This window comes from Methylobacterium platani, from assembly GCF_001653715.1.
Classification (GTDB): domain Bacteria; phylum Pseudomonadota; class Alphaproteobacteria; order Rhizobiales; family Beijerinckiaceae; genus Methylobacterium; species Methylobacterium platani.
In genome coordinates this window covers 170,196-182,836 of record NZ_LWHQ01000043.1, presented here as the reverse complement: position 1 = coordinate 182,836, position 12,641 = coordinate 170,196, and the positions used below count along the sequence as shown (strand labels likewise).

The following is a 12,641-nucleotide window of genomic DNA, read 5'->3' as shown; positions in this document are numbered from 1 at the left end:
CCTGCCGAGCGTTCTCGACCAAGGGGTCTCTCCCGAGGTTCCTCTCGGCTCCCCAGACGCCGGCCCGACACAGCACAGGTCCCGATGCGCTCCTACCTCGACTTCGAAAAGCCCGTCGCCGAACTCGAGGCGAAGCTCGAGGAGCTCAAGGCCCTCGGCGACCGCGACGGCGCGGTGGCGATCAGCGAGGACGTGGCGCGCCTGGAGGCGAAGGCCGCGGCGGCGCTCGCCGAGCTCTATGCCGGCCTCACCCCGTGGCAGAAGACCCAGGTGGCCCGCCATCCCCAGCGGCCGCACTTCGTCGATTACTGCGCCGGGCTGATCGAGGAGTTCCAGCCGCTGGCCGGCGACCGCGTCTTCGGCGAGGACGAGGCGGTGGTCGGCGGCTTCGGCCGCTTCCGCGGCCGGCCGGTCTGCGTCATCGGCCAGGAGAAGGGCGCCAACACCGAGGCCCGCATCCGGCACAATTTCGGCATGGCCAAGCCCGAGGGCTACCGCAAGGCGGTGCGCCTGATGGGGCTCGCCGGCCGCTTCGGCCTGCCGGTGCTCACCTTCGTCGACACCGCGGGCGCCTATCCGGGCATCGAGGCGGAGGAGCGCGGCCAGGCCGAGGCCATCGCCCGTTCCACGGAGGCCTGCCTCGGCCTGCCGACCCCGAACGTCACGGTGGTGATCGGCGAGGGCGGCTCGGGCGGCGCCATCGCGCTCGCCACCGCCAACACCGTGCTGATGCTGGAGCACTCGATCTACAGCGTGATCTCGCCGGAGGGCGCCGCCTCGATCCTGTGGCGCGATGCCGGCCGGGCCCAGGACGCCGCCACCGCGATGAAGATCACCGCCCAGGACCTGCTGCGGCTCGGCGTCATCGACGCCATCGTGCCCGAGCCGACCGGCGGTGCCCACCGGGACGGCGAGGCGGCCATCCGGGCGACCGGCGAGGCGATCGCCGCCGCCTTGGAACCGCTCTCGGCCCTCGACGCCGACGCCCTGCGCGACCGCCGGGCGCAGAAGTTCCTGGAGATCGGCCGGAGCCTCTGATCCGGCGCCGTCCCCGTCATCCACAGCCTCGCACAACCCTCATGCCCCAGACACGACCCGGCCTTGGTTTCGCCGAAGACCGGGCGGATGTCTTGGGCGTGAACCCCGTGACGCCGTGCGCCGGCTTGCTTGGCCCGCGCGCCTGTTGAGCCCATCCCCGCAATCTTGGCCGTTCTTGCGGTAAGAGCCGGGTAAGTTTAACGAAGCTATGGGGTTGGGGAGACCGGTCCGCGGCGTCAGGGTGCCGGCGGACCGAAGGCGAGAAGGCGGGGTTCCCATGGTGCGTCTGGCGAGGCGTCTGGCGGTGCGTCCGGTGCTGGCGGCGAGCGGGCTCGCGGCCGCCCTGTCGCTGGGAGCGTGCCAGGATGCCGGGTTCTCGGCCGCCGGCTCGGCACGGGCCCGCGAGCCGATCCCGCAGAAGACCGTCGCCCTGATGGCGACGAAGAACATGTCGCCCCGCGACCCGATCCTGATCCGCGCCTTCAAGAAGGAATCGGAGATGGAGGTGTGGAAGCGCGGCACCGACGGCCAGTACGCCCTGCTCAAGACCTTCCCGATCTGCCGCTGGTCGGGCCAGCTCGGGCCGAAGGTGCGGGAGGGCGACCGGCAGGCGCCCGAGGGGTTCTACCCCATCGCCATGGGCCAGATGAACCCGAACTCGTCCTACTACCTCTCGTTCGACACCGGCTATCCCAACGCCTTCGACCGCGCCAACGGCCGCACCGGCAGCTACCTGATGGTGCACGGCACCTGCTCCTCGGCCGGCTGCTTCGCGATGACCGACGAATCCATCGCCGAGATCTACGCCATCGCCCGCGAGGCCTTCGCCGGCGGGCAGCGGGCGTTCCAGTTCCAGTCCTACCCGTTCCGGATGACCGCGCAGAACCTCGCCAAGTTCCGCAACGACCCGAATATCGGCTTCTGGAGGAACCTGAAGGAGGGCTCGGACTATTTCGAGGCCCTGCACGAGGAACCGCGTGTCGGCGTCTGCGGCACCCGCTACGTCTTCGGCGGCGCGGATGCGGCGGCCGGGGCCTGCAGCCCGAAGGTCGATCCGGTCGTCGTCGCCAAGCGCGAGAAGGACGAGGTCGAGGTGGCCGAGCTCGTCGCCAAGGGGACGCCGGCGACCCGGCTGGTCTACCAGGACGGCGGCCAGCACCCGTTCTTCCGCGAATCCTCGCCGAGCACCCAGCTCTTCGCCGAGCAGGCGCAGCCGCGTCCGAACATGGGCACGATCAGCCGGCCCGAGGCCCTGGCGGCGGCCCCCGAGGAAATCGCGATCGAGCCGAAGATGAAGCCGATCCTGCTCGCCAAGACCGAGCCGAAGGGCCGGCACGGCGCGGTGAAGCCGACGGCGCTCGCCTTCGCGGCGCCGGCGACGAGCCCGGCGCCGATCCCGACCCGCGAGGCTGCGCAGGCGAGCGCCGCCCCGGCCGCACCGATCACCGTCGCGAGTGCCGACGGCGACCCCGCTGTCTACCGCAAGCTCCTCGGCAACCTGTTCGGCGGCGCCCCGGCGGCTCCGCCGGTCGCCTCCGCCGCCCTGCCGGCCGCCGACCCGGCTCAGGTCCCGGCCCCGGTCGCCGCGATCTCCCCGGCCGCGCCCCTGCCGAAGAAGGTCGCCGCCCACCTGCACCCGGCCACCCATTCGGCCGCCGCCAAGGTCGACGGGCTCAACCCGGGCACGGCGAAGAAGGCCGAGGCGAAGCCCTCCGACGGCAAGCCCTCCGACGGCAAGCCCGCCGCCAAGGCCGGCGAGGCGAAGCCGGCCGAGAAGGCGCCGGAGACCGGCAAGCGCACCGAGGGGCCGCACCGCAACCGCGTCGCCGTTTCGCAGCCGGCGAACTGAAACCCCCGCCGTCGTCCCGGGGCCGTGACGCGGCACCCGGGACGACGGCGAGTCGGGTCGATGTCGGCGCTGACGCTGCGCTACTTCGCCGCCGCCGGCCTCGGCTCCTCCCGCGGCCCGAGCGACAGCACCAGCGCCCCGGCCACCGTCGAGAGCACCGAGCCCAGGATCACCCCGAGCTTCGTCTCGGTGTCGTATTCCGGCATCTGCGCGAAGGCGAGGCCGCCGATGAACAGGCTCATGGTGAAGCCGATGCCGCACAGGAGCGCCACGCCGTAGACGTGGCGCCAGGTGGCCCCGGCCGGCTTCGGCGCCAGCCCGCTCCGCACCGCGAGCCAGACGCCGCCGAACACGCCGACCTGCTTGCCGAGGAACAGCCCTGCCGCGACCCCGAGGGTGACCGGCGCCAGCAGCGCCGACGGCGTCAGCCCGGCGAGCGATACCCCCGCATTGGCGAAGCCGAAGATCGGCAGGATCGCGTAGGCGACCCAGGGCTGGAGCGCGTGCTCGAGGGCGTGCAGCGGCGAGTGGCCGTCGTCGGGCCGGCCGGGGCTCGTCCGCAGCGGGATCGCCAGCGCCAGGACCACGCCCGCCACGGTGGCGTGGAGGCCGGAGCGCAGGACCAGGAGCCACAGCACGGCGCCGAGGATCAGGTAGGGCCCGAGCCGGCGCAGACCCGCGCGGTTGAGCACGAACAGCATCGCCGTCACCCCGCCGGCGAGCGCCAGCATCGGCCAGGCCAGGTCGGCGGTGTAGAACAGCGCGATGATCACCACCGCCCCGAGATCGTCGAGGATCGCGAGCGCGGTGAGGAAGATCTTGAGCGAGACCGGCGCGCGCGAGCCCAGGAGCGCCAGCACGCCGAGGGCGAAGGCGATGTCGGTGGCCGCCGGGATCGCCCAGCCGCGCAGGGTCCCGGGCGACGACGAGTTGACCGCCGCATAGACCAATGCCGGCACCGCCATGCCGCCGAGCGCCGCGATGCCCGGCAGCGCCCGGTCCGGCCAGGTGCGCAGGCCGCCGTCCAGGATCTCGCGCTTGATCTCGAGCCCGACCAGCAGGAAGAACACCGCCATCAGGCCGTCGTTGATCCAGTGCAGCAGGCTCAAGGGCCCGAGCTCGGCGTGGAGCGCGTGGGCGTAGCCCTCGCCGTAGGGGCCGTTGGCGACGATGAGCGCGAGCACCGCGCTCGCCATCAGGACGAGGCCGCCGCCGGCGCTGCTGACGATCAGGTCGCGCAGGGCCGAGAGCGGGCGCGGCAGGGGCCGGGGGGGGAGAGAGGGTTGCATGGCGCCCCGCGTGCCAGGAATCCGGAGCTGGATCAACGCGGGTCGGTCTGGCTCGGAGACCGCCGGCCGCCGCGAGGATTGCTGTTGCGAGGCGGCGAGGCCGGACGTTCAATCGGCGTCGCGGAGGGTCCTGGGGATGGAGCAGGTCGTGATCGTCGATCCGGCCGAGGCTGATGCCGGAACGTGGGCGGCTCTGCGCGGCCTGCCCAGGACACACGAATTCTCCGACCGCGTCTTCGTGGTGGAAGGCGAGATGCCGGTGATCGACGCCCTGAAGGCGCTGCCCGGCATCCGGACGCCGGCACAGCTCGACCCTGCGGCGCAGGCGCGCCTGTCCTCGGGCGAGAGGCTGTCGCTCCGCGCCTGGAGCGAGCGGGAGCGGGCCGCCCGGAACGCCCGGCCGGGCGACGGCCTGAACTGGGGCAGCGAGGGTTTCCGGGCTCCCTGATCCGGCCGGCCTCCTGTCCCGCAGCGCTACCCGGGGCGGCTCAGCCCCGCCCCAGCGCCGCCCGCACGAGCTTCACGGCATCCTCGCTCGCCCATTCCGCCGGGCCCTTCATCACGCCGATCTCGCAGCCGGCCGGGTCGATCAGGAAGGTGGTGGGCAGGCCGACGACGTCGCCGGTCTTCTGCAGCACCGGCAGCGCCCGCCCGCCCGGGTCGGCATAGTAGGCGAGCCGCGCGATCCCGTTCTCCTTCATCCAGAGCGGCGGCCGCTCGGGGTTGCGGGTGTCGAGGTTGAGGGCGACCACCTCGAAGTCGGGGCCGCCGAGCTCGCCCTGCAGCCGGTCGAGGGCCGGCATCTCCGCCTTGCACGGCGCGCACCACGTCGCCCACAGGTTCAGCAGCACCGTGCGGCCCTTGAGGTCGGCGAGCGTCTTCGGCCGGCCGTCCGGCCCGGTGAAGGTGATGGCCGGCGCGGGCTTCGGGTGGGCATCGACCTGGAGCGCCGCGACCTCGCCGCGGGCGAGCGGCGCGAGGCGGGCGGCGGTGGCGGCCCCGAGCGGGCAGGCGCCGCCGTTGCTCCGGTCGCCAAGCCCGTATAGGGCAGCCCCGAGGCCGAGGACGGCGACGAGCCCCCCTGCGAGGGCGAGGCGGGTGGTCCGCGAGGATGCGAGGCGAGGTGAGGACATGAGCAACCGGATGTGGGGCGGGCGCTTCGCGAGCGGCCCCGCCGAGATCATGGAGGAGATCAACGCCTCCATCGGCTTCGACAAGCGCCTCGCCCCCCAGGACATCCGGGGCTCGCTCGCCCACGTCGCGATGCTGGGCAAGGCGGGGATCCTGCCGGCCGAGGATGTGGCGAAGATCGAGGCCGGTCTCAAGACCGTCCAGGGCGAGATCGAGGCCGGGACCTTCGCGTTCCGCCGCGAGCTCGAGGACATCCACATGAGCGTGGAGAGCCGGCTGCGCGAGGTCGTCGGTCCCTCGGCTGGCCGCCTCCACACCGCGCGCTCGCGCAACGACCAGGTCGCCACCGACATGCGGCTGTGGGTGCGCGACACCCTCGACGCCCTCGACGGCCAGGCCGCCGACCTGCAGCAGGCGATGGCCGAGCTGGCGCTCAAGCATGCCGGCACGGTGATGCCGGGCTTCACCCACCTGCAATCGGCCCAGCCGGTCACCTTCGGCCATCATCTCCTGGCCTATGTCGAGATGCTGAACCGCGACCGCGGCCGCTTCCGCGACGCCCGTGCCCGGCTCAACGAGTGCCCGCTGGGTGCCGCCGCGCTCGCCGGCACCTCGTTCCCGATCGACCGGCACGCCACCGCGACAAGCCTCGGCTTCGACCGGCCGACCGCCAACTCGCTCGATTCGGTGGCCGACCGCGACTTCGCCCTCGAGGCGCTCTCGGCCGCGGCGATCGCGGCGGTGCACCTGTCGCGCTTCGCCGAGGAGATCGTGGTCTGGACCTCGGCCCAGTTCGGCTTCGTCAAGCTGTCGGACCGGTTCACTACCGGCTCCTCGATCATGCCGCAGAAGCGCAACCCCGACGCCGCCGAGCTGGTCCGGGCCAAGTCCGGCCGGATCATCGGCGCCCTGTCGGGCCTGCTCATCGTCATGAAGGGCCTGCCGCTCGCCTATTCGAAGGACATGCAGGAGGACAAGGAGGGCACTTTCGACGCGCTCCAGACCCTCTCGCTGTGCCTCGCCGCCATGGCGGGCATGGTGCGCGACCTCGAACCCGTGCCGGAGGTGCTGAAGGCGGCCGCCGGCTCCGGCTACGCCACCGCCACCGATCTCGCCGACTGGCTGGTACGCGAGCTCGGCCTGCCGTTCCGCGACGCCCACCACGTCACCGGCCGCCTCGTCGGCGAGGCCTCGTCCCGCGGCATCGGCCTCGAGGCGCTGCCGCTCGCGGTGATGCAGGCCGAGGAGCCGCGCATCACCGAGGCGGTCTTCGCGGTGCTCGGCGTCGAGAACTCGGTGGCGAGCCGCACCAGCTACGGCGGCACCGCGCCGGACAACGTCCGGGCGCAGGCCGAGGGCTGGCTCGAGCGGTTGGCCGGGGAGACCGCTTGAGCGGCGTCTATCCGCCCATCCCGCTCGCACCCTCATCCTGAGGTGTCGGTCCATCGGAGATGGACTGACCTCAAAGGGGGGCTCCAGGAAGCGCGAAGGCTTCCGGAGCCCTCCTTCGGTGCTCGCTTCGCTCGCACCTCGGGATGAGGGTGTGGGTGGGAGGGGGCGAGCGCTCGTGTTAGTTCCTGAAAGCTCCGAACAAGCTCGACCATCACGGGAGGAACACCATGGATCTCGGTCTCAAGGGCAAGCGCGCCCTCGTCCTGTCGTCCAGCCGCGGCCTCGGCCGCGGCATCGCCGAGGCCCTGGCGGCCGAAGGCGCGGACGTGCTGCTCACCGCCCGCACGGCGGAGCGCCTCGACGAGGCGGTGGCGGCGATCAACGCCCGCGGCCAGGGCCGCGCCCACGCCTTCGCGGGGCCCCTGAAGGACAACGTCGAGGCGATCTTCGCGGCCGCCCAGGAGCATCTCGGCGGGGTCGACATCCTGATCGCCAACACCGGCGGTCCGCCGGCCGGCACCGCGCTCACCGTGCAGCCCGAGGCCTGGACGCCCCAGTTCGAGGCGATGGTGACCCCGGTCTTCCGCCTCGCCGGCCTCGTCCTGCCGGGGATGCGCCAGTCCGGCTTCGGCCGTATCGTGGTGGTGGCCTCGAGCGGCGTCGAGCAGCCGATCCCGAATCTCGTGATGTCGAACGCCCTGCGCGCCTCGATCGCCGGCTGGGCCAAGACCCTGTCGGCCGAGGTCGCGGCCGACGGCGTCACCGTCAACATGATCCTGCCCGGCCGGATCGAGACCGACCGGACCGGCGAGCTCGACACCGCCAACGCCAAGGCCCAGGGCAAGTCGCGCGAGGAGATCGCCGAGGCCGCCCGCTCGGCGATTCCGGCCAAGCGCTACGGCAAGGTCCAGGAATTCGCCGACGTGGCGTGCTTCCTGGCCTCGGAACGGGCCTCCTACGTCACCGGCAGCATGATCCGGGTCGACGGCGGGGCGGTGCGGTCGATCTGAGGATAGTCGTCGGTGCGGGGCGATCGTCGTCCCGCCTCCATCCTGTTCGGGGCCAAAAAATCGTCCGGGAAAAGATCGGGCGCGGGTCCCTCCTCTCCCCGCGGGCGGGGAGAGGGCTGCGTCCCCGTTCAGGGGATGCAGCAAGCGGAGGCGAAAGCCGGAGCGAGGGTGAGGGGGTGGTGCCGGATGAGCCTCTTCCGGAGATACCCCCTCACCCTCGCCCTTCGGGCTCACTTCATCGACGACAAGGTCGATGACGTCCTCTCCCCGCCCGCGGGGAGAGGGGAGACCCGCGCCATTCGTGTCCTCGAATGGCCCCGACGGAAGCCTCGCAAGAGTACGACGACATGAAAAAAAGGGCGGTCCCGCGGGGCCGCCCTTTTTTCCAGCGTCCGAATTGTCGTGCCGCTTACTGCCGCTTACTGCCGCTTGCCCCAGCGCGCGCCCGGCGCCGGGCCGGCGCCCGCCGCGAGCTGGCCCACCGCCGGGCCGCTCGCATCGCCAGGGTGGTGCTGCGAGCCCGGGCCCATCGGCTCGGGCGCCATCAGGTCGGGGGTCGCGGCCATCTCGGGGGTGCCGCGGCCGGTGGCGAACTGGCCGGCCTTGCGGAAGCGCCAGAGATAGCCCGGCACCACCGCCTCGATCGCGGTCGGCGCGATGCCGATCCCCTCGATCGTGCGTCCCTCGGCCTTCGCCGCCTCCGACACGACGTTGTCGCTCTGGAGCAGGGTGACCTGGTCGCGAGTGAGCTTCAGGGTGTCGGGCAGGAGGCCGAGCGTCGCGGTGTCAACGATCTCCATCACCCGGGCCTGGAGCCGGGCGGCGGGGGCCGGCAGCGGCAGCACGACGCGGCTGCGCATCGTGACCTTCAGGGTGTACTCGACGAGCTGCTGCAGGGTCAGGATCTCCGGCCCGCCGAGCTCGTAGACCCGGCCGCCCTGGAGCCCGCCCTCGACCGCGCGCGCGATCGCCTCGGCGACGTCGCCGGCGAAGACCGGCTGCATCCGCGCCCCGGCCCCGGCGAGCGGCAGCACCGGCAGCATCCGGGCCAACCCCGCGAAGCGGTTGAAGAAGCTGTCGCCCGGCCCGAACACGATCGACGGACGGAAGACGATCGCGTCGGGCCGCGCCTCGAACACGCTGGCCTCGCCGAGCGCCTTCGAGCGGGCATAGGCCGAGGCCGAGTGCGCGTCGGCGCCGAGCGCCGAGACGTGCACCAGCGGGGCGTTCACCGCGGCGGCGGCCCGGGCGACCGCGGCGGCGCCCTCCGCCTGGAGGCGCTGGAAGCTCTGGCTGCCGCTCTCCTGCAGGATGCCGACGAGGTTGACCACGATGTCGGCGTGCTCCGCCGCCCGGACGATCGAGGCCGGGTTGCGCAGGTTCGTCTGCACGCCGACGATCTGGCCGACGCGGCCCAGCGGCTGGAGGAACTGCGCGAGGTCGGGCCGGCGCACCGCCACCCGGATCCGGTAGCCGCGCTTGGCCAGCGCCCGCACCACGTGGCGGCCGAGGAAGCCCGATCCCCCGAACACGGTCACGAGCTGCGAGGCGGGCCGGGTCAGGCCGACGGTGTCGAAGCCGGTCATGGTCGTGGAGTCCTTCCGCGGGTCTCGGCTGGAGCGGTCTTGTGCAGGAATTCTCGTCGGCTCCTTAGTCGAGGGGGCGGGCCCTGTGAAGCTCTTTGCACCGCACGCGCCCGGGCCGCTCTCCGGTCGCGCGATCCGCGGCCGCCGTCGGCCGCGCGCTTCGCGGCCGGGCGGGGCGCGGTGCGAGGGCGTGCGGCGACCCCGGACGAACGCCCGCAGCCACGGCCGGCCCGGTCCGCCGGGCCGGCCTACGCAAAGGTCCGACGGGCGGATGCTTGAAATTGACCCTTGGTTACATAGGATAATCGTCGCATGTCGGGTCGAGCGGCGGAAAGGCTGATGATTTCAAGTACGCAAGCGGTGATCGTTGCGGCCTGCTTTGGCCTGATTTCGCTCATTATGGCGGCCCGGTACGGGCGAGAATGGGTCAGAGAACGTTCCGTCATCCAGGATCATCGGCGCGACGACAGCGATATCCTGACGGGCGAGCCGGCAGGGGCGGCCCGCTCCGGCAGGGCCGCCGCCCCGGACGACGGCGTCTCCGCCCTCGGCAGCGCGCGATCCGTCAGTGCCCGGCTCCTGGGGGAGCCTCCGGTCCATTGCCGCACCATCAGCCTGGTTTCCGGGGCCGCGGGGGCCGGCGCGGCCCTCGTCCTGCTCGCGGGCGCGACGCTGTTCCTGTCCCGCGACGACGCGGCGGTCTCCGTCGAAGCGCTGCTCGCGCAGGCCGGCCGGGGGCTGCGGAGCGCCGGGATCGGGCCCGATGCGCACGAGCCGGAGGTCACCCGCCCCGTCGCCCCGGGGGAGGCGGAGCGCCGGGATCTCGCGATGCGGTCGCGCCGGCTCACCGCCGAGATGGAGGCGCTCGACCGCGCGGTCGTCCAGCGCCGGGACGAGCTCGACGTCGTCGGCGCCTCCGTGGCGCGGCTGCGCCTCGCGGCGGACGCGGATCACGAGGCCCGGCGGGCGGCAGAGGTGGCGAAGGCCGCCGCCGATGCCGGCGCGGACGAGGCCCGGGCGGGCATCGCCGCGGTGGGGCGGGAGATGGCAGCCCTGCGGGCACAGGTCGCGGAGCAGCGCGAGGCGCTGGCCGCCGCCCGCTCGGAGGTCGAGACGGCCAGGACCGCCCTGATCGTCCTGCGGGCCGAGATCGCCGAACAATCCGGCCGGATGGAGGCGGCCCGGACGGAGGGCGAGGCGGGGATCCGGCAGGTCGCCGACCGCCTCTCGGAATTCGGCCAGACCGCGCGGACCAACCGCGAGGCGATCGGCCGGATCGCCCGGACGATCGACGACCTCGAGGCGACGTCGCGCGGCATCGAGGCCGCCCGCGCGCACGCCGTCCCGGACCGGGCCGCTCTCGCCGACGGCAGCGGAGCCGCCGGTCGCCCCGCATCCGATCTCAGGACCCGGATCGCCGCCCTCGAGACGGCGCTGGCCGGAATGCCGGATCCCTCGGCCACCGCCGGAATCGGCCTGGATCAGTCGCTGCGGACCGAGGCGGCGCTGCAGCCGGAGCAGTGGCGCGCGATCCAGCGGGCGCTGGCGCGGACCGGGCATTACGCCGGCGAGACCGACGGCAGGCCCGGGACGGCGACCCGGGCGGCGATCGCGACGTACCAGCGCGGGCTCGGGGCCGCGGCCACCGGCCGGCTCTCCTCGGCACAGATCGCCCGGCTGCTCCCGCTCGCCCCGGTCCAGCCGCCGATGGCGGCGCGGTGATGCGGTTTGTCCGGACGGATCCTCCGGACGACCGCATCAGGCCGCCCTCCGCCGCACGCCGTCTTGCGCCTCACGCCACCTTGCGCGGCACCATCCGCTCGCTGCCCAGGGCCTCCTGCACCCCCGAGAGCCCGGCCTCGGCGTATTCGGCGTCCTCGTTGACGTTCCACACGTCGAAGCGCCGCTCGCCGGCGAGGATGTTCCGCGCCGTCAGCATCGCGGTCATCATCGCGTGGTCCTGGTTGTTGTACTTGTGCATCCCGTTGCGGCCGACGAGATGGAGGGTCGGGTAGCTGCCCTCGAGGTCCCGGCGGATCGTCGCCACGTGGGCGCGGTAGGCGTCGTCGTAGACCGGGTAGGCCTTGGGCTGGCGCACCACGCAGGCATCGACCACGCTCGCCGGGTCGACGAGGCCGATCAGGCCGATCTCGCGGCGGGCGAGCGCGATCAGCTCGGAATCGGCTGCGTTCCACAGCCCGTCGCCCTCGAAGCAGAAATATTCGAGGCCGAGACAGGTGTAGGAATCGTCCGGCACCATCTCGGGCGACCAGGAGCGGAAGTTCTGCACCCGGCCGACCTTCACCGCCGGGTCGTGGACGTAGATCCAGTTGTCCGGGAAGCTGTCCTTGGCCCGGGCGATCAGCGCCACGGTGACGAAGTCGCGGTAGCGCAGCGAGCGGGCCTGGAAGGTGCTGAGCGGCGCCGGGCGGATGGCGCCGACGAGCTCGCGGATCGGCGCCGAGGAGACGACGTTGCGGGCCGTGAAGGTCTCGCGGCCGCCGCCCTCGCGCCGGGTGCTCACCGTCCACAGCTTGGTGGCGGCGTCGTACGACAGGGCGTCGACCCGCCGGTCGAGCAGGACCTGCCCGCCGTTGCGCCGGATCGCGCCGGCTGCCGCGTCCCACATCATGCCGGGGCCGCGGCGGGGATAGCGGAACGACTCGATCAGGGTCTTGATGACCGCGCCGTCGGAGGCCGCCGGCCGGTGCAGCCCGAGCGAGCGCTTGAGCCCGTCGCGGATCGCTGCGCCGAGGTCGAGCCCCTTGATGCGCTGCGCCGCCCAGTCGGCCGAGATGTCGTCGCACGACATCCCCCACACCTTCTCGGTGTAGGTCTTGAAGAAGATCGAGAACAGCCGCTCGCCGAACTGGTTGCGGACCCAGTCGTGGAAGCTCTTCGGCTCCGCGATCGGCCGGGCCCGGGCCCAGAGGTAGGAGGCGACGCAGGCCGCGCTCTCGACGATCCCGAGGTTGCGCAGGGCCTCGAACGCCTTGAGCGGATAGGCGTAGGTCCGGCCCTTGTAGTAGATCCGCGAGAGGCGCGGCCGCTCGATGAAGTCGTCGGGCAGGATCTCGTTCCAGAGATCGACGACTTCCTTCGATTTCGAGAAGAAGCGGTGGCCGCCGATGTCGAACAGGAAGCCCTTGTACTCCACCGTGCGGCTGATGCCGCCGACCTGGGTCGGATCGCGCTCCAGCACCACGACGTCGCGGCCGGCCTTGGCCAGCATGTAGCCGGTCGTGAGGCCCGCCGGTCCCGCGCCGATCACCAGCGTCTCGGTGTGAAGGCTCATCGCTCGGGTGACTCCGGGGGGCGGCTCGGCCGCGGCGCGCAGAAGGTTCTC

At 72.7% G+C, this 12,641-nt stretch carries 10 protein-coding genes; 6 read left to right on the top strand and 4 right to left on the bottom strand.

Annotated features, from left to right (window positions below; genetic code table 11):
- Positions 1-84: 84 nt before the first annotated feature.
- A complete protein-coding gene (locus A5481_RS21950) occupies positions 85-1,038 on the top strand; it encodes an acetyl-CoA carboxylase carboxyltransferase subunit alpha (protein WP_048437164.1) in 954 nt (317 codons plus the stop codon).
- A 298-nt stretch (positions 1,039-1,336) separates the two neighbouring features.
- The gene (locus tag A5481_RS21945) at positions 1,337-2,887 is read left to right on the top strand and encodes a L,D-transpeptidase family protein (RefSeq protein WP_048437178.1); all 1,551 of its coding nucleotides are present in this window, start codon (positions 1,337-1,339) and stop codon (positions 2,885-2,887) included.
- Positions 2,888-2,967: 80 nt separating this feature from the next.
- Here A5481_RS21945 and nhaA read toward each other — a convergent pair whose 3' ends face one another.
- Positions 2,968-4,176, bottom strand: coding sequence for a Na+/H+ antiporter NhaA (gene nhaA / locus A5481_RS21940; protein ID WP_048437165.1), 1,209 nt, complete (start codon positions 4,174-4,176; stop codon positions 2,968-2,970).
- Between the two features lie 136 nt (positions 4,177-4,312).
- On the opposite strand from nhaA, the gene A5481_RS21935 reads away from it, so the two are divergent.
- A complete protein-coding gene (locus A5481_RS21935) occupies positions 4,313-4,624 on the top strand; it encodes a hypothetical protein (RefSeq protein ID WP_048437166.1) in 312 nt (103 codons plus the stop codon).
- Between the two features lie 40 nt (positions 4,625-4,664).
- On the opposite strand, the gene tlpA is transcribed toward A5481_RS21935, so the two are convergent.
- The gene (tlpA, locus tag A5481_RS21930) at positions 4,665-5,309 is read right to left on the bottom strand and encodes a thiol:disulfide interchange protein TlpA (protein WP_048437167.1); all 645 of its coding nucleotides are present in this window, start codon (positions 5,307-5,309) and stop codon (positions 4,665-4,667) included.
- Between tlpA and argH the strand changes: the two genes are divergently transcribed.
- On the top strand, positions 5,308-6,699 hold the full coding sequence (gene argH / locus A5481_RS21925; protein WP_048437168.1) for an argininosuccinate lyase: 1,392 nt from the start codon (positions 5,308-5,310) through the stop codon (positions 6,697-6,699). The genes tlpA and argH overlap by 2 nt on opposite strands.
- Positions 6,700-6,926: 227 nt before the next feature.
- Positions 6,927-7,709 carry an SDR family oxidoreductase gene (locus A5481_RS21920; protein WP_048437169.1) on the top strand — a complete coding sequence of 261 codons (783 nt, stop codon included), beginning with the start codon at positions 6,927-6,929 and terminating at the stop codon, positions 7,707-7,709.
- A 419-nt stretch (positions 7,710-8,128) separates the two neighbouring features.
- Here the strand turns inward: A5481_RS21920 and A5481_RS21915 are convergent, their stop codons facing one another.
- The gene (locus tag A5481_RS21915; RefSeq protein ID WP_048437170.1) at positions 8,129-9,295 is read right to left on the bottom strand and encodes a complex I NDUFA9 subunit family protein; all 1,167 of its coding nucleotides are present in this window, start codon (positions 9,293-9,295) and stop codon (positions 8,129-8,131) included.
- 399 nt (positions 9,296-9,694) lie between these two features.
- Here A5481_RS21915 and A5481_RS21910 point away from each other — a divergent pair, with 399 nt between their 5' ends.
- On the top strand, positions 9,695-11,017 hold the full coding sequence (locus A5481_RS21910; protein ID WP_048437171.1) for a peptidoglycan-binding domain-containing protein: 1,323 nt from the start codon (positions 9,695-9,697) through the stop codon (positions 11,015-11,017).
- 70 nt (positions 11,018-11,087) lie between these two features.
- Here the strand turns inward: A5481_RS21910 and A5481_RS21905 are convergent, their stop codons facing one another.
- Positions 11,088-12,590, bottom strand: a complete 1,503-nt coding sequence (locus A5481_RS21905) for an NAD(P)/FAD-dependent oxidoreductase (protein ID WP_048437172.1) — start codon at positions 12,588-12,590, stop codon at positions 11,088-11,090.
- Positions 12,591-12,641: the final 51 nt, after the last annotated feature.

Bases quoted from the DNA above. Each gene is read 5' to 3' on its own strand.
- A5481_RS21950 (WP_048437164.1), top strand. From the start codon at position 85: ATGCGCTCCTACCTCGACTTCGAAAAGCCCGTCGCCGAACTCGAGGCG.
- nhaA (WP_048437165.1), bottom strand. From the start codon at position 4,176: ATGCAACCCTCTCTCCCCCCCCGGCCCCTGCCGCGCCCGCTCTCGGCC.
- A5481_RS21935 (WP_048437166.1), top strand. From the start codon at position 4,313: ATGGAGCAGGTCGTGATCGTCGATCCGGCCGAGGCTGATGCCGGAACG.
- argH (WP_048437168.1), top strand. From the start codon at position 5,308: ATGAGCAACCGGATGTGGGGCGGGCGCTTCGCGAGCGGCCCCGCCGAG.
- tlpA (WP_048437167.1), bottom strand. From the start codon at position 5,309: ATGTCCTCACCTCGCCTCGCATCCTCGCGGACCACCCGCCTCGCCCTC.
- A5481_RS21920 (WP_048437169.1), top strand. From the start codon at position 6,927: ATGGATCTCGGTCTCAAGGGCAAGCGCGCCCTCGTCCTGTCGTCCAGC.
- A5481_RS21915 (WP_048437170.1), bottom strand. From the start codon at position 9,295: ATGACCGGCTTCGACACCGTCGGCCTGACCCGGCCCGCCTCGCAGCTC.
- A5481_RS21910 (WP_048437171.1), top strand. From the start codon at position 9,695: ATGGCGGCCCGGTACGGGCGAGAATGGGTCAGAGAACGTTCCGTCATC.
- A5481_RS21905 (WP_048437172.1), bottom strand. From the start codon at position 12,590: ATGAGCCTTCACACCGAGACGCTGGTGATCGGCGCGGGACCGGCGGGC.